This is a genomic window from Paenibacillus paeoniae (assembly GCF_003388735.1).
GTDB classification, from domain to species: domain Bacteria; phylum Bacillota; class Bacilli; order Paenibacillales; family Paenibacillaceae; genus Pristimantibacillus; species Pristimantibacillus paeoniae.
In genome coordinates this window covers 2,005,209-2,027,931 of sequence record NZ_QUBQ01000001.1, presented here as the reverse complement: position 1 = coordinate 2,027,931, position 22,723 = coordinate 2,005,209, and the positions used below count along the sequence as shown (strand labels likewise).

Below are 22,723 nucleotides of genomic sequence, written 5' to 3'. Positions count from 1 at the left end.
AGCAAGCATGAGTATCCTGGAACAATTCCTGCCGGCGTTTCTCGAGGAGGTTGTAGGTGACCGCTTCGGACGCTATTCGAAATATATCATACAGGATCGAGCGATCCCCGATGTACGAGACGGCCTAAAGCCGGTGCAGCGCCGAATTCTGTACGCGATGTACGATGCGGGCAATACGCCGGACAAGCCATACCGCAAATCGGCAAAAACGGTCGGCGATGTGATGGGCAACTACCACCCGCACGGCGACTCCTCGATTTATGAGGGCATGGTCAGAATGGCACAGCCTTGGAAGATGGGTCATCCGCTTGTGGACGGCCATGGCAACTGGGGCTCGCAGGATGACGATCCGGCAGCAGCTATGCGTTATACGGAAGCGCGCTTGTCCAAGATCGCGATGGAGCTTCTTCGCGATATCGATAAGCGTACGGTCCAGTTCAAAGATAACTTCGATAATACAACAAAGGAGCCTGTGGTGCTGCCATCCCGTTATCCGAACTTGCTGGTCAACGGCGTAAGCGGCATCTCCTCAGGCTTCGCAACCGAAATTCCGCCTCACAATCTGCGCGAGGTTATTGATGCTTGCATCATGTATATGAACAAGCCGGGCTCGACGCTGGAAGAGCTGATGACGATTGTGAAGGGACCGGACTTCCCGACGGGCGGCCTCATCATGGGCGAAGAAGGCATCCGCGAAGCGTATTCTACGGGCAAAGGACGAATCTATCTTCGGTCGAAAACCGCCATTGAAGATATGAGAGGCGGCAAGCAGCAGATCGTGATTACGGAAATCCCGTATCAGGTCGTGAAGTCCCGCCTTGTTACTGCTATGGAGACGATTCGTCTGGAGAAGAAGGTCGAAGGCATCGCAGAGGTGCGCGACGAGAGCGGACGCAATGGCCTTCGTATTGTCGTAGAGCTGAAGAAAGAAGCAGATGCGAACGGCATATTGGCTTATTTGCTCAAGAAAACGGATCTTCAGGTCACCTATAACTTTAATATGGTGGCGATTGTCAATAAAGCTCCGCAACAGCTTGGACTGCTGCCGATGCTTGCCGCTTATGTGGATCATCAAAAAGAAGTGGTTACTCATCGCACGAAGTATGAGCTGGAGAAGGCGGAAGACCGTGCGCATGTCGTCGAGGGGCTTGTCAAAGCGCTTAATATTTTGGATGAGGTCATCGATACGATCAAAGCGTCCAAAAACCGCGGGGACGCTCAGGATAACCTGATCGCGAAATTCGGCTTTACGGAGCGCCAGGCGGACGCCATACTAACCTTGCAGCTCTACCGGCTAACGAATCTGGAGATTACGTCTCTGGAAAAGGAGCTTAAGGAAGCGCAGAAGAAGATTGCTTACCTGCGATCGATACTGGACAGCGAGAAGAAGCTGATCGGGGTTATCAAAGATGAATTGATTGAAATCCGCGACAAATACGGCATTGACCGCAGATCGGATATTCAAGGCGAAGTGGAAGAGCTGAAGGTGAACTTGGAAGTTCTGGTTACGCCTGAGGATGTTCTGGTGACGCTTAGCCAAGACGGCTATATGAAGCGGACAAGCATGTTGTCCTTTACCCGTTCGGGCGGCGAGCTTGACAGCGCTGGAGTGAAGGATGGCGACGTCATTCGAGACTTGCTGCAAGTAAACACGATTGACAACTTGCTGCTGTTCACACGCAAGGGACAATACTACTTGCTGCCTGTTCATCAAATTCCGGATTTCAAATGGAAGGATACCGGCACGGCTGTCGTCAATATCATACCGCTGCCCAAGGACGATTCCATTATAAGTGTTATTCCGGTCAAGGATATTGGAGAAGCGGGCTTGTCGCTCGTATTTGTGACGAAGCGCGGACAGGTGAAGCGAACGGAATTGAAGGAGTATGCGACGACGCGTTCAACGGCCGTTGCAGCTTGCAAAGTCGCTGAGGGCGATGAGATTATCAGCGTATCTGTCAGCGACAGCCAGAAGCAGCTATTGCTCGTCTCCCGCAACGGTATGAGCATTCGTTTCCTGGAGACGGAAGTCAACTCAATGGGCCGCGTGGCGGCCGGCGTAAGAGGCATGCAGTTGAAGGATGACGATGAACTGGTTTCGGCTCTGTGGGTGTCGGACGATGAAGGAGAGATCCTCGTAATATCCGATATCGGGTATGCAAAACGTACGCTGCTCCTCGACTACCCTATCCAGGGAAGAGGCGGACGCGGTGTTCAGACGTTCGAATTCAAGGAAGGGAAGCGCGTACGTTCCAATGGCGATAAGCTTGCAGCTGCTTACTATTGCAGGCAGCGGATCGAAATTGTGGCGCTTACATCCGGAGGCGCGAAGCTGACGCTCGATTCCGAAAAGGCGCCGATTGATGAACGGAAGTCAGTTGGCAAAGGATTGCTGCCAGTGGAGAAGAATGACAGCATCGTCACAGCTTTTGTACGCAATGTGCTGGAGATTAATCAAAAGGCCGATTAGGCGGATCTAGCCGTTCTATGATTTCCAGGAGGGCTTCAAGCATGACCCACATTGGCACAAGCTCATCCGGGCGATTAAGCCAATGCGGGTCTTTTATGATGCCGTATGCGCGTATGCGCTCCATGACTTCTGCCTTTCTGGTGTTCAATGCAATCACGCTCCTTCATTGTCGTCAGCGATAGAGGAATTTCGCCCGTACAGCTGGGCGGTCGCCACATTATATGTCATCTGCTGTCAAACGGTTCACTATTATAGCGATTAATGGCGCAAACTATTAATTGGGTTAACCTTTTATTCGACATGAGCAATTGGTATAATAGACATATAAGAGGTTAATAGGACAGAAAGCGGGTGGGAAGTTTGATTTCTGAAGATTTTACTCGGGTATGGACAAAACTGTCACGCGAGTGGAAGATCAATCTGGAGCAGACACTTGCTCCGCTCACAGAAGGTCAGCTGAATGTACTGGAGCTGCTGCTGGAGTCTCAGCCGATGAAACCGTCTGATCTTATTCAATACTTGTCTACAACGCCTGCTGCCATTACCACATTGCTGGACCGTATGGAGCGAGGCGGACTTATCGCTCGAACCAGAGATGAGAACGACCGTCGCATCGTATGGATATCGGTGACGGAGAAAGGGCTTTCGGAAGCCGAGCGGGGGCGGGGCATACGCAATGGTATGATCGAGCATTCGCTTGATCGCATCTCCGCGCATAATCAGCAGCTTCTTGTCTATTTGTTAGGCAAGGTCGCCAATTCATAACAGATAGGGCCGCTTCCTGGACGGGAAGCGGCCCTATTCGTTATTTCATGGAGTCAAGACGCTGGATAAGCATATCGAAATCCTTTTGAAGCTGATGATAATCGCCGGCTTTCAGCAGGCTGTCGTCCTTTGCAGCAAGTGTTTCTTCCACCGGAAGGATACGGTAGCGGAAGGAGCGGTCGGGCTTGTAGCGATGAACCCAGGTCGGTATCGCTTCGATGTCGGTCAGCGTAGTCAGGTTTTCGGTTACGTTTTTGCGGACGCCCACTTTAAAGATAACCCCATAATCCTTGGAATCTCCCCGTTGGTTGGAGATGAAGTTGCCCATGGAATAAATAATTAACGATCGTTTTTCATTGCCCATGTCATCATAGCCCTCAATGACCTCGTAAGGTTGAATGACGTGGGGGTGCGAGCCTGCAATGATGTCCGCTCCTGCCGCCACAAGTGCCCGAGCGAGCGTCTTCTGGCTCTCTGAAGGCGTCGTCTGGTATTCGTTGCCGAAGTGAAGGGCAACGGTGACGAGATCCGCTCCATTTTGCTTCAATCGGGCAATATCAGCCCTGATCTTTTCTTCGTCGATCAGATTAACCAGATAGGGCTTGCCTGTCGGGATCGGTATGCCGTTGGTGCCGTAGGTGTAAGCGAGAAGACCCATTCGGATGCCATGTTGCTCCGCGATGATCAGCGCATCGGCTTCTTCCTGCGAGGATGCGGTGCCGATGGCTTGCAGATCCAGTTCCTTTAGATGCTCAAGTGTCTTCAATAAACCACGCTCGCCTTTGTCAAGGGAATGATTGTTCGCTGTAGACAGGAGGTTGAAGCCGGCATTTTTCAACGCCTCTGCAAGCTCAAAAGGCGCATTGAAGCTCGGATAGCCAGTATAGCCGAAGTTCGCGCCGCCTATCGGGGTCTCCAGATTCGCCATGATCCAATCCCCTTGGCCTAATATATCCTTCACTTCCTCGAAGAAAGGATTGAAATCGTATACGCCCGTATTGGCATCGTAAGCGCCGGGCAGCTGAGGAGAATGGCTCATAATGTCGCCGACGCCTACCCAGACCGCCTCTGTGAACACCGGCTCGACAGGAGTGGGCTCTGGCGTTGGAGACGGAGGAGGGGGAGTCACGGCTGCTTCCGAAGGAGCGGCAGATATCAGATCATGCTGTCCTAGTGAATTTGCGCCGCTTTTGTCCCATATGGTTTGGGCGAACAGAAAAAGGATCATAATTGCAATCAGGCTTAAAAGAATGACTGTGGGAATTAAGACGATCTTTCGACGCATAAGGTTTATACTCGTCCTCTCATAATCAATGGGAAGCCGGCTGAGCCTGCACTTCCCATTGATGAACTAGATATAAAGTTTGGCTGCGTATTCCAACTGATCCGCTTCCCACCAGCTCCAAGGAGCTGCGACCTCAGGCAAGGAGTAAAAAGCGACCTCTTCCTTGGAGATCGGATGTGGAAGGGATACGGAGGTAGACCATAATGCAAGATTGGATATATGGGGCTGCCGAGCTGCGCCGTACTTCAAATCTCCGACTATCGGACAGCCGATATGGGCCATCTGTGCGCGAATTTGATGGGAACGGCCAGTATGGAGCCGGACTGCAACCAGACTGAATCGTTCATGCGCCGCCGCAACTCTATACTCCAGTATCGCTTCTTTGGCGTCCGACTCAGGCTTATTGAATACTGTAACCTGATTGCGCTTCTGATCCTTCCACAGGTAATGCTTCAATGTGCCATTAGAAGACGCTGGAGCGCCTTGTACGACGCACATATAGGTTTTGCCGAAGGAACGGCTGCGAACAGCTTCGGACAGCCTGGAGGCAGCCTTGGACGTCTTGGCGAAGATCATGGCGCCGCCGACGGGGCGGTCCAGACGATGGACCAAGCCAAGAAACACATTGCCGGGCTTGCCATGTCTCTCCTTCAAATCCGTTTTCAGCAGCGTGAGCATATCCGGATCACCGGTTTCGTCCTCTTGGGAGGGCACACCCGGAGGCTTCACGACCGCGAGAAGATGATTGTCTTCATATAATACGGGAATACGCATTAGTTGGATTCCCAGCGCCCTAGAATGCCGCAAGGCAGATTAAGGCCGGATCTCGTAATGGGCAAACCAATTTCGCCACAGTTGATTGTCCCGCCATACTTGGGCTTCATCGTCATATGAAGCATGTTATGAAGGACGGATGGGGATAATCCTGTTGTGTAGGAATTGATAAGCATGAACAATGGATTGTCTGATAGAATCGTCGTGCAAGATTGAAGAAACGGATAGAGATTCTCCTCCAGCTTCCAGGTTTCGCCGTTCGGTCCGCGTCCATAAGAAGGCGGATCCATTATGATGGCGTCATACTGGCGTCCACGACGCTGCTCGCGCTGTACGAACTTGAATACATCGTCCGTAATATAGCGGATCGGCGCTGATTCAAGTCCTGACAGTTGAGCATTTTCCTTGGCCCATTGCACCATTCCTTTGGCAGCATCGACATGGCATACTTCAGCGCCGGCTTTGGCTGCGGCTACTGTAGCGCCGCCCGAGTAGGCGAACAGGTTCAGCACGCGAATCGGACGATCGGCCTGACGGATCTTGTCCATCATCCAGCTCCAATTGACAGCTTGCTCGGGAAACAATCCGGTATGCTTGAAGTTGGTAGGCTTTATATGAAAGGAAAGTTCTCCATAAGAGATCGTCCATCTCTCCGGAAGGGTCGAGGACATCTGCCATTGGCCGCCTCCTGAAGAGCTTCGGTGGTAATGCCCGTCCATTTTCTCCCAAGGGCCTGATTCGTCCGCGATCGGCCAGATGATCTGCGGGTCAGGTCGGCGGAGAACGTAGGCTCCCCATCTCTCCAGCTTATCTCCGTCTCCTGTATCAATGACTTCATAGTCGGTCCATTTATCTGCTACATACATCGTTCGTCTTTCCTTCCTTGACTCTAGTCTTGTCACATATTATATCATCGCTTATTATAACGAAGCAGGGAAAACTAAGCAATGAATCTTACCTATGGAGGCGGTATTTATTCGCAAGGAACGGAGCTTTTGGATATACATGCTTGCGATTGGCATGATAGGATTTGTTATTGCAGCCATTACATTGCCGGAGAACGGAGGACACTCCTTTGATAAGTGGGCGCATCAAGTCTTGACTGATTGGCGCAGCGAGGGACTTACAATTGCTTTTAAACTCATGACAATGCTTGGATCTACCATTTGGATTATTGGGATAACGTTGATTTCGGCTGGCTGGTTTGGCTACCGCTACGGATGGCGGTATTCGGGAATGATGATTGGCAGTGTACTGATCGCAATTTCCTCAAATCTATTATTGAAAATGACTTTCGATCGAGTGCGTCCCGACACAGTGTGGAGCATAACGGCCGACGGCTTGAGCTTTCCGAGCGGTCATTCCATGCTTAGTATAGTCATGTTCGGCATGCTGATGATCATTCTGCTAAAGGAGGGCAAGTGGAGCGTCGGGATCAAATCAGTCATTGTCGTTATACCGTCCTTGTTCATCCTGCTAATTGGCGCAAGCCGGATTTATTTTCATGTTCATTACATATCGGACGTACTCGCCGGTTACAGCGCGGGACTGGTCATTATTTCGGGAATCATGCTGCTGGCGGGGGCTTTGCGGCAGAAGAGAGGGGTTTAACTTATGATGCATTTGGAGTGCGAGTGCGGCAATCGTACCAATTTGTTCGCAACGGGTGATCGGGACGAGCATGGCAGGGAGTTTATCGAGCTTGAGGATGATGATCGCTTCAGCTTTATAATTGGAGAGGACAGCCTAATGTTCAAATGTTCGTTTTGCGGTTACCGCTATAGACTTAAGAGCTACGAATAAGAGGTTGACATTGATAATCGTTATCGATATGATGGTAAAGAATAACAGGTTTTCCTGAACGATTTCTATGCGGACAGGATAATTCGTATGTGTTTTTTCTTCAAAAAAAACTTTAACGAAGGTGAGTCTATGTTCATCCAATTGAGAACGATTGTTGTGGAGTCTGGTCATGCGGAGCAATTAGCGGAGAGCTACGCTGTTGCCGGAGTAATTGATGAGATGCCGGGTCTGATCGACCGAACGGTTATGGTCAGCCGGAAAAATAGGGAGTCGGAAGAAGTCATCTCCATGATCCGCTGGGAATCCGAGGAAGCTTGGAAAAACTGGGAGAAGAGTCCCGTCCATCTTGCCGGACATCGCGAGAAGCGCAATGATGCTCCTCCCAGCTATATCCTAGACTCCAGTGTGAAGATGTACAACGTTACAAAAGTGATTGCCGGTACCGTTGCTGGCGTCTAACGCCAAATAAAATGGACAAGGGCTGGCTTGCGATGAATCGCAGGCCAGCCCTTGTGGTTCAATAGCAATAGTACTTCTCCCAAATTTTCCTTGAATCACCTTCGTGTTCTTTCCACCAATTGAAGTCCTTCCACCAGCCGTGGCCGTTCAGCCAGTCCCATATGCTACCCTTCTTGTCATTGTAATGCTTGTTGTAATCGTATTTATCTTCCTTCTTGTCCTTGCCAGAGGAGCTGCCAAGGGTCGAGAAGAGGGAGGAGATGGTTGCAAGCAATCCTTTTTTTCGATCTTCTTCGTAGTTGGATGATTTGCCAGAGGCAAATGCGGCAGTCGGGAATGCAAGCAAGGTGAGGAGCGTGACGCATGCGATGATCCGCTGTAAGGTTTTCAACTAGTGCCACCCCTTAGATCAATATAGAGAATGCGATTGTTCTCTATTAAGAATTTTACTGTACATTTTGGCAATTGTAAACGATTTTTTGGGACTATAGTCTGCTTAATAGGTAGGGTAATGGGGCGGACGACAAAAAACAAGCTGATACCGATAGTCATCGGCACCAGCTTGTTGTGAGCTTTGCGAACTAGTTATTACGTTATTGCGGGGCTTAAGGAATGACTTTCCATACATCGCCTGCAGGAGTTCCAGGGATGTTGCCAAGCGTCCACCATTTTGCTTCATAGTTGACGCCGTTATAGGTTACTTTGTTGCCGCCAAAATAGACTTGAGTGGAGCTCCAAGCCGGGTATGTTGTAGGAGCGGAAGGAGTTGTTACGGTGATTGCGTTGCTGGCAGCGGATACGTTGCCGGCAGCGTCGATTGCTCTGACCGTGAATGTATACGTTGTGTTAGCGGACAGGCCAGTTACCAGATATTCAAGAGAAGATCCAGATACTGTTGTAACGAGCGTTGTGCCGCGGAATATTTGATAGCCGGTTACGCCAACATTATCTGTTGACGCGCTCCACATCAGTGGCACGGAATTTTGTGTTGCGCTGCCCATGACATGCAGTCCGCCTGGAGCAGTAGGCGCAATGGTATCCGGCCCAGAGATATTAGAGGTTGTGAATGACACGATACTGCTTGCACCGGAAACATTGCCTGCGGCATCGTAAGCTCTAACGGTAATATTATAGGTTGTATTGGCGGAGAGACTCGATAAGTTATACGAGAGCGCTCCCGTCGTGGATCCGATTTGAGTCGCGCCATTGAAAATGCGGTAGCCTGCTACTCCAACGTTGTCGGTCGATGCAGACCAGGACACAGCAGCGCTAGTCGCTGTTACATTCGTTACGTTAAGATTGCCTGGAACAGTAGGCGGTGTTTGGTCACCGTTGCTTGTTCCGCTCAATTGAACGTCAATCGCATTGTAGAAAGCGTTTACGGTATTGTCAATATCCCAAACGGCCAGAATGACATGGTAGCCGGAGCGGTCAGTCGGAACGTTACAAGTATGGGAATAGCTCATTGGAGGCTGAGCGCCACCGTAGTTGACCGTACAGAACGGAGTGGACTCGAATTGAGCGCGAGTCAGCGGGGTATTTGGATTCCAGTTTGCTTTGGTAATGAAATAACGGAAGCTTGTAGTCGCATGGTTCGCCGTAAATTTCCAAGTGAATGTTTGTTGACCGCCGGAGAGGGCTACTTTGCTCCAACGTGTGCTGGATTGCTCGTCAAGCTTAGGGAATGCGCCGCCTGCGCTAGCGATTTTGCCATCGGCAGGACCTGCCGCCGGGAAGCCTTTTGGCGCTTCCAAGCTTTGTGGTTCGTAAATGATTGAGCCACAATCCGTATTTACTCCGTCTTTGCAAAGTATAGCCCGGCTTGCAGGTGATTCAACATAACCGTGTGCGGATACTCTGTCAGCCATGACCGTCATGATAGCCAGCAGGACAAGAGCGAAGCCGCTAGCGAGCAAAGCTTTTACGAACAGTTGACGCGGGTTTTGGAGCAGTGTCATTGGTAGATAACCTCCTAATAGTGTTAGAATAGTGCGGTTAGACCAATTATGCGGTTCTGGTTGATGACATTGAAGGTAAAGCAGTAAAACTTAGGGAAACCTAAATAACCTAAAAATTACGAGAATGTATAGAGTGATCTCCTTTCTCTCGTCATTTTATATAAACTCAAAGAAGAGCTTATACACGCAAGTGAAGAAGCCGCTAGTTAATCTAGGGTGAGGGGAATAAGGGTTGGGATGCCAATAGAAGTTGCCTGTGGTGCGCAGTGAAATGAAACAATTTCAGATGGAAGGAATTGCAAACGCTTTTGCAATCATATGATTGGACTTGGAGCGGTACATCGGGTAAACGTAAAGGAATTGTTGAAGATGTGTCTAGTATAGGGGAATAATCGGAGATTGTGGAGGGGAATTATTATTTTAATCAAATTTTCCCCCTATTGCAGCATTTTTAATGAGGTTTAATTTCAATAATACGAGTATTTCTTGCAAAATGTGTAAATTTACTAATATTTGTATCAAGACTTGTCCAAAAAGAGAGGCCCAGCAGCGGGCCTTATGAGTTATTCTGGTACATAAATTGCGGTGAAACGACACGATCGTCGTAACGTTGATGGAAAATGTGCGTTGTGGCAGGGGATAGCGGAGGAACAAGCCATGACCAGCGGCCTGTCACATCCCGGCTGCTTTCTCGTTCATTGCGCTCGAAGCGCATGAACTGCTGGGCCGCAGTATGATGGTCGACGATCGTTACGCCGTGTATTTTATAGGAATGCAGGACAGCTACGTTCAGCTCGACCAGTGCCTTGTCCTTCCATAGAGAGGCATTGCTGGATGTATCAAGGCCCATTACACGGGCTACTTCGGGTAGCTTGTTATAGCGATCCTTGTCGGCAAGATTGCGCGCGCCGATCTCCGTGCCCATATACCAGCCGTTAAAGGGAGCTGCAGTGTAACGAATGCCGCCAATCTCCAACAGCATGTCCGATACGAAAGGAACGGCATACCAGCGCAATCCAAGCTCTTCGAAAGTTGGAAAATCAGGATGAGCAAGTGGGACTTCAAGCGCAAGCTCTTTCGGTATAGCATACCATTTTTTCTCACTGCTGCCTATGCTTAGTACAAGCGGAAGGATGTCGTGGGACGTACCCGCGCCTTGCCATCCGAGCTCCTGGCAGAGCCTCGTGAAGGAGACAGACGCAGGGTCTCCGATTATCGTGCCATCATTCGATTCATATCCTGCATATCGAATCAGCTGATGGTTCCAGATACGCGGAGAATGCGCCGTATGGCCGTTTGAAGCAGGGAAGACGGTAATGAACGGTCTGATCTTCCCGCCGTTCGTCGCGGCGTCGATATGCTGCCAGATCGTCTCGGCCATCGCATCGGTCGTCTCGACATGCCGGGCGTCAAGGACAGACAGATTGTCCCAGAACAATCGTCCGATGCATCGATTGCTATTGCGCCATGCCAGCTTGGCGCCGTGTGTTAACTCCTCCGCAGTATGTGTGTAGTGACCGTGCTGCTGAACCTGGGATGAGATCTCATCCAGACGTTGCCTAATGTCTGGTTCAGACTTGCCTAGCTCCGCGTAGCATTGCCGGATAAAAGCCGACGCTTGCTCCAAAAGTTGTTGCTGTATGCTCGTGACGTTCATGATGGTTCTCTCCCGTACTGTCGTATGGCCTTATTATAGCAAGATTGAATCGGGCCTAAACCGGGCACTTGTGAACAATCTATGACCCGGGTATGGAGGTGATTATAGGCTGTGTTTCTTCATGCCAAGGAAGCTCCAGTCACCGGATTCCTTTTGCTTGAAGGAATAGGACTGATCATGCCAGCTATGCCGGAACTCCGTCTGCGACACCGGATACAGCTCGTGCTTCTCCCGCTTGTTCCAGATCAGATAGTAACCATCCGTATCCAGACCTATCTCGGCCACGCAGCCGAAACCTTCATACACACCTTTCAGCACATTAAACTCTTCCGGCTTCATGGAATAGCGAGGAGGCTGTTCAGACACAGACGCTTCTTCTCCCAGCATCAGATCCGCCAAGGATTGAGCTAGCTTCGTCGACGGCACAAACTCGTAATTGGTGAGCAAAATAACCGTCACTCCATCATCCGGGTAACGATGCAGCTCGCTTCTGTAGCCGCGGTAAGCTCCGCTATGTGAAATTCTTCTTCGACCTTGTTTTTTGTCCAAAAACCAGCCCAGCTCATATCCGTCTTCCGAAAAGTCGAATAGTTGAGCAGCCAATTCCGGGCTAATCAGTCTATTGTTGTACAACGATTGATCCCACTGGAGCAAATCAGCGGCGGTGGCATACATGCCCCCGGCCGTAGTAACGGTGCTCATATCGATATATTCCGCCGGTGCGAGCTCTCTTCCGCTGGAGGAATAGGCTGAAGCCAAGTTCGGAATAACGCTTCGTCCGTTGTTTACGCCTGTGTCGTTCAAGCCAAGAGGCTTCAGTATACGCGCTGCGATAAAGGATTCGAAGGATAGACCCGACACCTTTTCGATAATAAGACCAAGCACGAAATAACCTGTGTTGTTATAGGAGAATGAATCGCCTGGCGTGAAGTCAAGCGGCTTGTCCTTCAGTAAAGCCAACATCTGGTCCAATTGGAGCGGCCATTTGTTCATGTTCCCATTATATTCGGCCACATGGGTAAAGTTAGGCAGTCCAGAACGGTGCTGCAGCAAGTAACGAATGGTCATCTGTTCGTAAGCCTTGAATGAAGGGATGTAATCGCTGACGGGATCATCAAACCGCAGCTGACCATCTTCGACCAGCATGGCGACCGCCATGGCAGTGAACGATTTGGTAATCGACCAAATTCCGAATTTCGTATCTTCTTGTATAGGTACGTCATGCTCCACGCTTGCATAGCCAAAGGATTGGCTGTATACAGGTTTGCCGTGCAACGCGACAAGAATATTGCCGCTGAATGGATATTGCTCCGTATATGCTTTCATAAAGGACGTTAATGAGTTGTCCGTCGTTATCATAGTGAATTCCCCTCCAATTTCCTATTCTATCATAATGAAGAGGGGAATCGGTTTTCTTGACAAAAAACCGTCCGGACGGTATAGTAATCATCGCTGATCGGTTCAAATGTACATACCAAACAGGGAGGGATAGGATGAGCGCCAAGGCCAATTCCAAACGGGAACATATATTGAAATCCGCGATGGGGCTTATTTTAACAGTAGACTTCAGAGCGTTGACACTGGATGCCGTAGCGAAGGAAGCGGGCGTCAGCAAGGGCGGCCTGTTGTATCATTTTCCAAGCAAAGATGCGCTTCTGCAAGGGATGACGGTGTATAGCTTTGATCAGTTTACCGAATTGTTCCATTCCTATGCGGAGCAGGAAACCCGCAATCAGGGCAAGTGGTGCAGAGCTTATATACAAGCTTCCAAGCATGATTTGAAGCATAACGGCACCCTGAGCACAGGGGTCATGTCATCGGCGCTGCTGGAGCAGGCATTTGTTGATAGCATTAACAATAGCTACAATTACTGGTTCAGGAAAATGAATGAAGATGGTCTTGATCCCGTTAGCGTGAACTTGATTCGTCTTGCCATTGACGGATTGTATTATTCCGCTATGTACAAGATTGAACCGTTGGACGATGCGGCGTTGGATGCCGTATTCGACAGACTTTTGAAGCTGACAGACAAGGGAGAAGACCTATGAATCCATACATGCTGCTAATGTTCGCAATCTTGAGCGAGGTATTCGGGAGCTCAATGCTTAAGTTGTCCAAAGGATTTTCGAAGTGGCTGCCTAGTATCGGGGTGGTGCTGGGGATGGGCTCCGCCTTTTTCTTTTTGTCTCAAACGCTTAAGGAACTGCCCCTTGGCATTGCTTATGCTATATGGTCTGGCGTTGGTACGGCCTTGACGGCAGTTGTAGGCGTTGTGTTATGGAAGGAAACGATAAATGTGAAGAAGGCGCTGGCTATTGTGTTGATTATTGGTGGCGTAATCGTGATGAAGCTGTCTGCGGATATGGGCTAGGGAGGGATATGTAATGAATAAAGGTTACTGGGCATTATCCGTATCGATTTTATTTGAAGTGTTCGGAACGACGATGCTGAAGCTGTCGCATGGTTTCACTGAGCTGTTGCCCGCTATTGGCGTTGTGATTGGCTTTGGCGTCGCATTCTACAGTCTGTCGATTTGTCTAAGAACGATTCCGCTTAGTATGGCGTACGCGATTTGGTCAGGAGTGGGTACGGCTTTGACGGCGCTGATTGGTGTTATCGTATGGAATGATCCATTCAATTTGCTTACCTTGTCCGGTTTTGCGCTAATCGTCGGCGGGGTCGCGCTTCTCCACGCAGCCGACAATGCACCGAAGACGGCAAGAGGAGAGGCCGTATGAAGGCACAGCTAACTGTGGTGACACTGATCACTAGCGATGTAGCGGGCATGGCTCGATTCTACCGCGAGGCGCTGGGATTCCACCTAGCGGTCGATACCGAGCATTATGCCGAGCTGGAAAACGAAGGGACGAGGTTTTCTTTAAGCTCAAGAGAGCTGATGGCGAAGCAGAGCGGAGGATATCCGTCTTACTCCGTTCCACTCTCCGGTCAAGCGGTGGAGCTATGCTTCAGGCTGGAATCGGCAGAATTGGTCCGGGCTGCTTACGACCATCTCCTGTCCTGCGGCGCCGGCGCGGTCAAAGACCCTGCTATTATGCCTTGGGGGCATACAACGGCCTTTTTCTCCGATCCGGAGGGCAACATTCATACCATCTATGGGGAGTAGTCCCTATACAGACAAAAAGCCGTTCGCACTCTGCGAACGGCTTTCATATTTGTGACTAGGCTTTGACTTTCTCCAGATGCTCTTCCAGACGGTCCAGCGTTTCGGAGAAGCCTTGCTCCATACCCATATCCAGCACGGCTTGCAGCGCCTCAGCGGAGACATAACGCGCAATATTGGTCAGCTTCGTGCGTCCGTCATGCTCCTCGAAGATCAGTGTAATATCCGAAGCGGGCATATCCTCCGGCACATTGCCTTCCGCATCGGAGAAGTAATCTGTATATTCGATTTTCTCGTTTTGTACAATATGGTTGTAAATGCCTTTTCCCCATGATTCCATGCCGTAGAAGTCGCCTTGGTTGCGGTCGTTGCACTTCATGCAATAATGCCATACGCCGCCCGGACGGAAATCTATCTTGCATACGGTCACTTCCCAGCCGCGAGGACCCCACCATTGCTTTAGATGCTCCGCGTCGGAGTAGACTTGGAATACGAGACTGCGCGGTGCATTGAACTCGCGCTCGACCGTTAATACATTACCGTCAACTTTTGTTGTCATTTTGTTTGCCATGTGCAAGGCCTCCTAGTTAATGGTTGTCTTTTGGATCAGATTGAAGAAATGCCAAGTATCGGTCCAAGTTGTCGTAACGCTCATTCCATATCCGGCGGTAAGAATCGAGCCATTCATCCATCTCGCGAAGCGGTTCCATCCGCAGTCCATAATGTCTGCGATTAGCTTCCGCCTGCACCTCGACGAGACCCGCCTCCAGCAATACTCGCAGATGCTTGGATGCTTGCGGCTGCTTAAGCGATAATTGCTCCGCTATATCGCCCACGGACAGAGGGCCGCCCATCAACAGCTCTACAATCTGCAGGCGGTTCGGCTCGGCCAGTGCGCTGAACGTCGTCGTATCCATAGTCCGACTTCACTCACCTCTCTACCAGAACTAGCGTGATCTATTTGTGATTACAATATACCTCGATAGGAATATTCCTGTCAAGGAATATTGTTTTTGGGGGAGGCTCGCAGAGTGTGCCAGCGCAGGATAATGTCAATATTGGAGCGGAAGAGGGCGAGTTTGTTGCGATCATGAAATAAGGTTGTGGAGGGAAAAGAAACCGTCCCTAAGTCAAATGGAAGCGAGAGGGACGGCCCCTGATGCACCATTTCCGACAGGACGGTTTTTTTGTTCATTCCATGCATAAATTCTCAACTCGTATTGGAAGGCAGGACTATCGTTCGACTGAACCATACTCCCGCTCAACTTTGCAGATTTTGACCGAATATTGCTTATACCAGTCCTGCTTACCCTTCTCTTGTGCGATTAAATGAGCCTCATTCGCCTTCCAGTTGCGAATGGCTTCAAGGCTTTCCCAATAAGAGACCGTAATGCCGACACCGGAGGTGTCTCTTGCGCTGTCCACTCCGATATACCCGGGCTGACGGGAAGCAAGCTCAGCCATTCGATCTGCCATAAGCCCATAGCCGTTATCTCCATCTGTACGGGTACTGGTGAAAATGACCGCATAATACGAATCTTGTTTTATAGGCTGAAGTGCCGAATCCATGTTGTTGTTCCTCCTTGGTTGAAGCATAGGAATAGATAAGATTATACTCATATCAGAGCTCAATGAAAACCTATGATTCAATTAAAGGGATAGGGCGGTGCGGACGATGAAAGTAATCATTACAGGGGCAACCGGCATGGTCGGAGAAGGGGTCATGCATGAATGCCTTCTTCATCCGGATGTGAAGGAGATTCTGCTTCTAAGCAGGAGGCCGAGCGGTGTCGTTCACGACAAGATTAAAGAAGTAATTCATGATGATCTTCTGCATCTGGAGACATTTGCGGGGGAGCTTGCGGGATACGATGCCTGTTTCTTCTGCCTCGGCGTATCTTCAATCGGCAAGAGCGAAGCGGAATATACGAGAGTAACCTATGATTTGACGCTTCATGTAGCCGGAATCTTAGCCGATCAAAACCCGGAGATGGTATTCTGCTATGTCACTGGTGGAGGTACCGACAGTAGCGAGCAAGGCAGGAGCATGTGGGCCAGGGTTAAGGGCAGAACGGAAAATGCTTTGCTTCGCCTCCCGTTCAAGGATGCCTATATGTTTCGTCCCGGCTATATTCATCCAACGGAGGGACTTAGCCATTCGCATGCCTACTACAAGGTGCTGGGTTTGCTGTATCCGATGCTGCGCAAGCTGATCCCGCGTCATGTCACAACGCTGAAGGAATTGGGATTGTCCATGATTCATATTGTCCAGAAGGGATACGAGAAGAAAATCGTGGATAATCTCGATATGGCCAAGCTTGCCCATCCAGAATAGCCATGAAATCGTTAGAGCTAGTCGCCACTATTAAATAATTTGCCCAGCAGACAGCGAAAACGGATGGTCTCACACAGCTAATTAGGCTAAACGACATTTGGGGAAAGTCGAAGCAGCTTCTCGAAAAGTTGCTCGTAATCGTCTTCGTGATGCAGGAAATGACGGGGAGAAAACTGCGCCTACTTGAAGTGAGAACAATTGGGATCATTGGAGAAATGGCGCGCAACTTATGGGACGGCAACCGACTGAAAGCAAAAAATGGCGATGACAGGAATGAGATCCTGTGCATCGCCATTAATCATAATTGCAACTATATCGCTCAGCTGAACCATCTTTCACGTAAATGAATATACGTTTGAGACGGCCCCTTACTTTTTGCATCAGCATATAGTTTCTTGCGTTTAATTATTTCGCTCTTAGAATTTTCGTCCAGAGCTCAGCATCCTCGTAGCCAAGTCGCCATGCAGCTACGCCAGCGAGATCGTATTTCTTGGCAATGGCAATTCTGGCGAGGACCGTATCATGCGTCTCAGCCCAGAAGACATGCGTAAAGCCGTCTTTGCTGTACGTATACTTCCACTGGCCGGAGACAGCGTCGAATTCGCCTTTGGCTCCTGTGTCGACGATGAGCTTAGGAATCTCCTTCATGAAGATGGCGCGATTGTCAACGAGCTTGCCGTCAGGCGCGATCCGCCACTCTCTGACATAGAATGGCATGCCAAGCATGAGCTTGCTGCGGGGAATGCCGTAGTCGAGATATTGCTTGACGCCATCTTCGACCCACTTCAGCCCGGCGACGGAGCCGGGTTTGTCGCTGCCTTTCCAATGCTCGTCATAAGCCATGATGATGACGGTGTCTACAATAGCGCCGATTGCCGCGTGATCGTAAGCGGTAAGATGATTCCAGCTAACGCTGCCGCGCGGCAGGTCGATGGATACTTTCAGCCCTTTGGCATGCGCCGCAGCTGTCAGTTGCTTCACGAAAGCGGTGTAAGCCGCACGATCGGCGCCGGCCACTTCTTCGAAGTCGAGGTTGATGCCATGAACGCCAAGCTCGGCGGAACGCTTCACAAGTGCGTCAATGAATTTTTGCTGTGCAGCAGCACTTTTCAAAAACTCCGTTGTCATCTTCCGATTAAAGCCGTTGTGGATGAGTGGCGTTACTAGTATGCCCTTCTCCTTGAGCGCCTTTACTACAGCCCCATCCGAAGAATCTTTTAATGTGCCGTCGGCCGCTGTCAGCTCGAACCAAGTAGGCGAGTCAATCGACAAGCCTTGCGTGTTGGCAACATGGCTCAGAATGGTAGAGCTTGCGCTGCTGCCGTTCCATCCCAAAATCTGAAGCGTCTTGATATTGCTCCACAATATGCGTCCATCCAACGTACGGATGGTGGTATTGGCATAATCCTTAGCGTATGACAGCGCAGAATCCAAGAGATGGAACGTCTTGATCTTCTGGTCGCCCTGGAACACTTCCAGATACGGATAGCTGGACCAGAGTGCCTTACCGCTTTGCAATACTTCCGCATTCGCCAGCGTCTTGGCGTATTTGACCGCATCGTCAAGACCGATATACGTTCTGATGAGCTTGCTGTTCTGTCTTACCTCAAAGGATGGAACGTTGGAATGCACGACTTCATTCCGAGCGGTATGAACAACCTGACTGTTTGCGATGGCGGCAGAATCTGCTATCGCGTTTTTCAGGAAGGAATACAGCTTGCTGTCCGCAACAGGTTCGCCGTCCACCACCAGTTGGTAGAGGGCTGTTCCTGCGCTTTGCGCGCTCACCTGAGCAGCGGTCAGATTATCCCAAATCCATTTGTTCGTGGACAGATCGATAATATGCGCATTGCCCCATTTTACAGCTTCTTTTTTGGCATCATCCAGCGTTTGGAAGGACCAATTCGGCAATGTTTTATCACCCTGGTAAAGTTGGTATCGTGGGTAGGAGTCGTACACCCAGCCAACATTTTGCAAATCACGGATATGTACATCCTTCAAGGTTTTGGCTACATTCAACGCTTCCTGATACGTACGGAATTCCAGCCTAGTGTTGGATTCGCCGCGCTGGTACACTTTATACCTCGGGAAATTGTTCCATAGCCACTTGCGGTCCGCAATCTGCTCGACATGACTGTAGTTGAAGCTTTGAGCATACCGGATGGCATCGGCTTCCTTCGCAAATTCCTTGAGTGCCTTGTCATACTGGTAGACCCGAAACTTGGTAGCTTGCGCCGCATCTGCTATATTCGCCCCAGGCGTCATGAACGACTGAAGCAGCAACATGAGCGCCACCACCATGCTTATTCGTTTTGTGTTACGTATTAGTACCACTCTCCTCTCGCAATCTACTCTATTAGACGCAAGATAGGGGGAGGGAGTTGCTATAACAACGAGATGAAAATAGTGGCAATCTTAGAGCCGGCATGACGAAGTGAACAGGGGAGGGCAAAGAAAAGAAGCAACGCCCGAAAGCACTGCTTCTTCCTTTAAAGCTTGATAGCTATTGATCTGCAATATCTGCAAAAAATTCCCCTGCATCCTCGTCAATATCCAGCTTGATATCAGAGCGGAAAACTCTTCGATTGTAATGAGAATGCATGTATTGCTCGATCGATTCCAGCAAGTTGGATTCGATCAAATATTGACTGCGGCCGGAAACCCAAAGCTCTGCGGTGTAGCCGTATTCCTCATCCCAGGAGAGCTGCACCTCAATCTCGGAAGGCTGCACACCTCTGCGCTCGGCATAGTTAAGGCACACCGCATTTATAATCTCATCGGTATAGATTCTCACGATTAGTAAGGTCTCCGTTGATCAGGCGTACCGTTGTTGTTCTTATTCTTGTTGTTGCGAAGGTAGACCCAAGCAACGCGAATAAGCAGAATGACCGCAAAGATTGCCATCACGTTGATCAATAGTCCCAAAATCTCGCCAAATGCGCCCATGCCGCCGAACAATCCTCCGAACAACATGCCGGCTAGACCGCCGAGCATAAGACCCTTCATCAAGCCGCTGCCGCCGAACAAACCGCCGGATTTGGCAGCACCCGCCGTTGCGCCTGGTGTTGCACCTGCTTTTGTGCCTGGATTGGACTGATTGACGTTGTCCGTTTTCTTAGGCGTTTGGGTGAAGCTTTGTTTCGGCGATTTCATGCCGCCGCCGCGTTTGGCGTCTGCTACTTGTCCGAAACCGAAGCTCAAGAACAAAGTAAGAGCCAGCATTACGAGAATTCCTTTTTTCATTATGATCTTTCTCCTCCTGCTTGGTGATGTGCATATATTGCTATCATCCTGAAATACGGATAAGATGAACGAAGGTTTCATTTTTTTAAAATTTTTTTGAAATAGACAGGAGGCAGCTCTTTATGGGCAAATACCCTGATGCTTATATTGCGTATCTGGTAGAATTTCATGCAACGCGCGACTACTTCGAGTGTCATGAGCAATTGGAGGAATATTGGAAGGAGCATCCACATGACGGGCTGGCCGACACATGGGTCGGACTGATCCAGATTGCGGTGGGGCAATATCATGAACGGCGCGGCAATAGGCGGGGCGCTGCCAAAATGTATGAAAGCGCGGAACGAAAGCTTGCAGTCGATCAACTAGAGCAGTTAGGCTTGGATAGCGGGGAGCTTCTAGTACAGCTTGCAGAGCGACGACTGGCAGTTGAAAACGGAACAATGTTCCGAGATATAGAGTTCAAGCTGCAGGACGAAGAACTGGCTCGATTATGCAGGCAGGCTTGCCAAGCACGCGGGTTGGTGTGGGGGAGTGCCAGTCCGATGGGGGATCAAGAGATTATTGATCGTCATCTTCTTCGTGACCGATCGATGGTCGTTGCCGCACGGGAGGAAGCTTTGCGGCAGAAGCGCGCTGACAGGCTCTCGTAACAGAACAATGGGGATGGCATGAACGGGCGGGTCCGTGGATGGCCAGTTGTCAACTATTCACAATTACACAACAGCGGGACAGATCTTCGGATCTGTCTTCAGCCTGTTGAGAAAGTCTCAACAGGCTGAGAATACCTATAAGTAACCCCCTCTAAGAGTTGAAAGCTGTCTGGCAGCTACACATTGTCACTGCCGCCCATAGAAGGTGGGCGCTGATGCTGATCATAGATGTTTTAGTCGGCTAATGTCCATGAAGATCGCTCCGAGTCCGCTCTAAGACGTTCTCACCGCCCTAATGTCCACGAAGGCCGCTTCGAGTCCGCTTTAAGTCGGTTTCACCGCCCTAATGTCCATGATGGCCGCTTCGAGTCCGCTTTAAGTCGGTTTCACCGCCCTAATGCCATGATGGCCACTCCGAGTCAGCCTTAAGTCGGTCTCAACGCCTTCAGTCAGATGAGATATCCGTTGCTTCTAAAACAAATGACAGAAAAACAAAATGAGTAATAATCTTAGTTCTTGGAGCGATTTGAATCAATTTTTCTCCTATGAGCCGAGCCACCGCATAAAAATAGCCGAATAGTCCAAAGGACTTTATCGACACTCTGGGGACAGATCTTCGGATCTGTCTTTTTTTGCTTTTCTTTAAAGATTCACCGTCTGCTGTCGTCTAACATACCACCGATTATCCGCCAACTATTGTAAGAATATCTTCGGTATGATACACTTTAACTAGTGAATAATGATTAAAGTAACCTTAATCATAAGAGAGGCGATTGATACCATGAGCGATAAAGAAGTAAAGGTCGTCTTATCCAACAAAGAAGGGCAGCTCGGTTTTTCGTTTACGAGAGGCGGTCTTCGGGAAGGGGCGGGCCGCAAGGCTATAGGCGTGACAAAGAAGGTATCGGTGACACTGCCTCAGGAGCTATGGGATCGGTTGGAGAATGATCGAGAGGAGAATCGGCTATCTCGTTCGGAGATGATGCGGCTTATAATCGAAACCTATTATGCTGATTCCCATTAAGCGGAGATTGGGGTGAATCGGAATGTGGATCCGAATAACAAGAGAAGCGATGCTTCAAGCGCTGAGGCAGACGGGGAAGGCTGTATCAGCCCATCCTGTAATTCCATTGCTCACAGGCCTACATATAAGTGTGCAAGCTGAGGAGGTAAGGCTGACGGCAAGCAATATGGCAATGACGATTGAGGTTAGCATTCAGAATGATCCACAGTCCGATCTTGCTGTGGGGCAGACTGGAGCTTTAGTTGTACCGGCGAAAATATTGCAAAATATTATTCAACGGTTGGATCCGGGTTGGTTGACGATGGAAAGTGATGATCACAATAGAATCGTCATTACGTCTGGACATTCCCGATTCCGGCTTCAGGGAGTTGATCCCGGTTCATTCCCGATTATCCCGTCGATCCGGGATTCAGGCAGCACAAGCTTTGATGTTCCCGCTGTCCCCTTCCGAGCCGCTATCCGGCAAGTTCTGATTGCAACGTCGGCATCGGAGACAAGGTCTGTATTCACTGGCGTTTCTGCGACATTTCGTGACCATTCGCTTGAGCTTATGGCGACAGACGGCGTTCAACTGGCCCATCGCGTTATTCCGTTGTCGGGGAGGGTATCGAGCGAAAGTATCGTCATTCCGAGCAAAACGTTATCTGAACTTTATAAGTTGATCGGGGAAGAGGATGAACGGATACATATTGAAGCGAATGCCAAATCTATTCTTTTTAGAAATGGGAGACTGCAACTGTTATCCGCTCTGCTGGAGGGCAGTATGCCAGTCATGACTAAGCTGGTGCCAGCTTCGTTCCAAACGGAAATTCGGCTGAAAAGCGAAGCTTTGTTAAGAGCTGTGGAACGTGTATCCGTATTAGCGAATAGCTCGATCATCAGGCTGACCTTAGAGAATGACCGTTTGAAGCTGTTTTCGAAGACGGCAGAGATCGGAGAGGTCGTAGACGAGGTAGAGCTGCAATATGCGCATGGTGAGCATTTTGCGATAGCGCTGAATGGGTTGTTTTTAACGGAAATTATACGATGTATTGGAACTGAGCACGTCAGTCTTCAGCTTACGGGAAGCCGGTGTCCCGTTGTGATCATTCCGATTCAGGAGCCTAGAGATGCCTTGTTTATTCTGACGCCTGTGCTCACCTCCCAGTACGAAAACAAACCTGCTTAAGCAACTGGATA

The 22,723-nt window shown here is 49.8% G+C and carries 27 protein-coding genes; 13 read left to right on the top strand and 14 right to left on the bottom strand.

The features are described 5' to 3' along the window. Positions 1-7 precede the first annotated feature (7 nt). Complete coding sequence (parC, locus tag DX130_RS09315) at positions 8-2,470, top strand: DNA topoisomerase IV subunit A (protein ID WP_116044623.1); 2,463 nt, start codon at positions 8-10, stop codon at positions 2,468-2,470. On the opposite strand, the gene DX130_RS26410 is transcribed toward parC, so the two are convergent. Then, entirely contained in the window at positions 2,451-2,618 is a 168-nt protein-coding gene (locus tag DX130_RS26410) for a hypothetical protein (RefSeq protein WP_165861208.1), read from the bottom strand. The two genes, parC and DX130_RS26410, sit on opposite strands and share 20 nt — an antisense overlap. A gap of 212 nt (positions 2,619-2,830) precedes the next feature. On the opposite strand from DX130_RS26410, the gene DX130_RS09310 reads away from it, so the two are divergent. Then, positions 2,831-3,235, top strand: coding sequence for a MarR family winged helix-turn-helix transcriptional regulator (locus tag DX130_RS09310; protein WP_116044622.1), 405 nt, complete (start codon positions 2,831-2,833; stop codon positions 3,233-3,235). A 40-nt stretch (positions 3,236-3,275) separates the two neighbouring features. Here DX130_RS09310 and DX130_RS09305 read toward each other — a convergent pair whose 3' ends face one another. The 3 genes from DX130_RS09305 to DX130_RS09295 form a co-directional block, all read right to left on the bottom strand. After that, positions 3,276-4,520, bottom strand: coding sequence for a CapA family protein (locus DX130_RS09305; protein WP_116044620.1), 1,245 nt, complete (start codon positions 4,518-4,520; stop codon positions 3,276-3,278). 66 nt (positions 4,521-4,586) lie between these two features. Further along, positions 4,587-5,294: an RluA family pseudouridine synthase gene (locus DX130_RS09300; RefSeq protein ID WP_116044619.1), complete on the bottom strand. Its 708-nt coding sequence runs from the start codon at positions 5,292-5,294 to the stop codon at positions 4,587-4,589. Beyond that, a complete protein-coding gene (locus tag DX130_RS09295; protein WP_116044616.1) occupies positions 5,294-6,160 on the bottom strand; it encodes a class I SAM-dependent methyltransferase in 867 nt (288 codons plus the stop codon). Before DX130_RS09295 ends, DX130_RS09300 begins: the two co-directional genes overlap by 1 nt. A 94-nt stretch (positions 6,161-6,254) precedes the next feature. Here DX130_RS09295 and DX130_RS09290 point away from each other — a divergent pair, with 94 nt between their 5' ends. From DX130_RS09290 to DX130_RS09280, 3 genes are all read left to right on the top strand, one after another. Further along, entirely contained in the window at positions 6,255-6,905 is a 651-nt protein-coding gene (locus tag DX130_RS09290; protein ID WP_116044614.1) for a phosphatase PAP2 family protein, read from the top strand. 3 nt (positions 6,906-6,908) lie between these two features. After that, positions 6,909-7,097 carry a hypothetical protein gene (locus DX130_RS09285; RefSeq protein ID WP_116044612.1) on the top strand — a complete coding sequence of 63 codons (189 nt, stop codon included), beginning with the start codon at positions 6,909-6,911 and terminating at the stop codon, positions 7,095-7,097. Positions 7,098-7,226: 129 nt separating this feature from the next. After that, entirely contained in the window at positions 7,227-7,556 is a 330-nt protein-coding gene (locus tag DX130_RS09280) for an antibiotic biosynthesis monooxygenase family protein (RefSeq protein WP_116044610.1), read from the top strand. A 58-nt stretch (positions 7,557-7,614) separates the two neighbouring features. Here DX130_RS09280 and DX130_RS09275 read toward each other — a convergent pair whose 3' ends face one another. The 4 genes from DX130_RS09275 to DX130_RS09260 form a co-directional block, all read right to left on the bottom strand. Beyond that, entirely contained in the window at positions 7,615-7,947 is a 333-nt protein-coding gene (locus tag DX130_RS09275) for a hypothetical protein (RefSeq protein ID WP_116044609.1), read from the bottom strand. A 214-nt stretch (positions 7,948-8,161) separates the two neighbouring features. Next, a complete protein-coding gene (locus DX130_RS09270) occupies positions 8,162-9,514 on the bottom strand; it encodes a lytic polysaccharide monooxygenase (protein ID WP_116044608.1) in 1,353 nt (450 codons plus the stop codon). A 556-nt stretch (positions 9,515-10,070) separates the two neighbouring features. Further along, positions 10,071-11,171, bottom strand: a complete 1,101-nt coding sequence (locus DX130_RS09265) for a nitric oxide synthase oxygenase (RefSeq protein ID WP_116044607.1) — start codon at positions 11,169-11,171, stop codon at positions 10,071-10,073. 102 nt (positions 11,172-11,273) lie between these two features. Next, positions 11,274-12,530 (bottom strand): serine hydrolase domain-containing protein, encoded by a 1,257-nt coding sequence (locus tag DX130_RS09260; RefSeq protein ID WP_116044605.1) that lies wholly within the window; start codon positions 12,528-12,530, stop codon positions 11,274-11,276. A 134-nt stretch (positions 12,531-12,664) separates the two neighbouring features. Here DX130_RS09260 and DX130_RS09255 point away from each other — a divergent pair, with 134 nt between their 5' ends. The 4 genes from DX130_RS09255 to DX130_RS09240 are packed head-to-tail and all read left to right on the top strand — an operon-like array spanning position 12,665 to position 14,295. Further along, positions 12,665-13,219: a TetR/AcrR family transcriptional regulator gene (locus DX130_RS09255; protein ID WP_116044604.1), complete on the top strand. Its 555-nt coding sequence runs from the start codon at positions 12,665-12,667 to the stop codon at positions 13,217-13,219. Beyond that, positions 13,216-13,542: a DMT family transporter gene (locus DX130_RS09250; protein ID WP_116044602.1), complete on the top strand. Its 327-nt coding sequence runs from the start codon at positions 13,216-13,218 to the stop codon at positions 13,540-13,542. The genes DX130_RS09255 and DX130_RS09250 overlap by 4 nt, the downstream gene beginning before the upstream one ends. A gap of 13 nt (positions 13,543-13,555) precedes the next feature. Beyond that, a complete protein-coding gene (locus tag DX130_RS09245) occupies positions 13,556-13,909 on the top strand; it encodes a DMT family transporter (protein ID WP_116044600.1) in 354 nt (117 codons plus the stop codon). Beyond that, entirely contained in the window at positions 13,906-14,295 is a 390-nt protein-coding gene (locus DX130_RS09240) for a VOC family protein (protein WP_116044599.1), read from the top strand. The genes DX130_RS09245 and DX130_RS09240 overlap by 4 nt, the downstream gene beginning before the upstream one ends. Positions 14,296-14,350: 55 nt before the next feature. Here the strand turns inward: DX130_RS09240 and DX130_RS09235 are convergent, their stop codons facing one another. The 3 genes from DX130_RS09235 to DX130_RS09225 form a co-directional block, all read right to left on the bottom strand. Further along, positions 14,351-14,863 carry an SRPBCC family protein gene (locus tag DX130_RS09235; protein ID WP_116044597.1) on the bottom strand — a complete coding sequence of 171 codons (513 nt, stop codon included), beginning with the start codon at positions 14,861-14,863 and terminating at the stop codon, positions 14,351-14,353. 16 nt (positions 14,864-14,879) lie between these two features. After that, complete coding sequence (locus DX130_RS09230; protein ID WP_116044595.1) at positions 14,880-15,209, bottom strand: ArsR/SmtB family transcription factor; 330 nt, start codon at positions 15,207-15,209, stop codon at positions 14,880-14,882. Between the two features lie 316 nt (positions 15,210-15,525). Beyond that, entirely contained in the window at positions 15,526-15,861 is a 336-nt protein-coding gene (locus DX130_RS09225; protein ID WP_116044594.1) for an antibiotic biosynthesis monooxygenase family protein, read from the bottom strand. 106 nt (positions 15,862-15,967) lie between these two features. Between DX130_RS09225 and DX130_RS09220 the strand changes: the two genes are divergently transcribed. Continuing rightward, positions 15,968-16,627: an NAD-dependent epimerase/dehydratase family protein gene (locus DX130_RS09220; protein WP_116044593.1), complete on the top strand. Its 660-nt coding sequence runs from the start codon at positions 15,968-15,970 to the stop codon at positions 16,625-16,627. A gap of 405 nt (positions 16,628-17,032) precedes the next feature. On the opposite strand, the gene DX130_RS09210 is transcribed toward DX130_RS09220, so the two are convergent. From DX130_RS09210 to DX130_RS09200, 3 genes are all read right to left on the bottom strand, one after another. Beyond that, on the bottom strand, positions 17,033-18,913 hold the full coding sequence (locus DX130_RS09210; RefSeq protein WP_240644370.1) for a glycosyl hydrolase family 18 protein: 1,881 nt from the start codon (positions 18,911-18,913) through the stop codon (positions 17,033-17,035). 217 nt (positions 18,914-19,130) lie between these two features. After that, a complete protein-coding gene (locus DX130_RS09205; RefSeq protein WP_116044589.1) occupies positions 19,131-19,424 on the bottom strand; it encodes a YxcD family protein in 294 nt (97 codons plus the stop codon). Then, positions 19,424-19,870: a hypothetical protein gene (locus tag DX130_RS09200; RefSeq protein ID WP_116044588.1), complete on the bottom strand. Its 447-nt coding sequence runs from the start codon at positions 19,868-19,870 to the stop codon at positions 19,424-19,426. The genes DX130_RS09205 and DX130_RS09200 overlap by 1 nt, the downstream gene beginning before the upstream one ends. A 122-nt stretch (positions 19,871-19,992) precedes the next feature. On the opposite strand from DX130_RS09200, the gene DX130_RS09195 reads away from it, so the two are divergent. From DX130_RS09195 to dnaN, 3 genes are all read left to right on the top strand, one after another. Next, the gene (locus DX130_RS09195; RefSeq protein WP_116044586.1) at positions 19,993-20,520 is read left to right on the top strand and encodes a DUF309 domain-containing protein; all 528 of its coding nucleotides are present in this window, start codon (positions 19,993-19,995) and stop codon (positions 20,518-20,520) included. A 781-nt stretch (positions 20,521-21,301) separates the two neighbouring features. Continuing rightward, positions 21,302-21,544 (top strand): ribbon-helix-helix domain-containing protein, encoded by a 243-nt coding sequence (locus tag DX130_RS09190; protein ID WP_116044585.1) that lies wholly within the window; start codon positions 21,302-21,304, stop codon positions 21,542-21,544. Between the two features lie 22 nt (positions 21,545-21,566). Next, positions 21,567-22,712, top strand: coding sequence for a DNA polymerase III subunit beta (gene dnaN / locus DX130_RS09185; protein ID WP_116044584.1), 1,146 nt, complete (start codon positions 21,567-21,569; stop codon positions 22,710-22,712). Positions 22,713-22,723 lie beyond the last annotated feature (11 nt).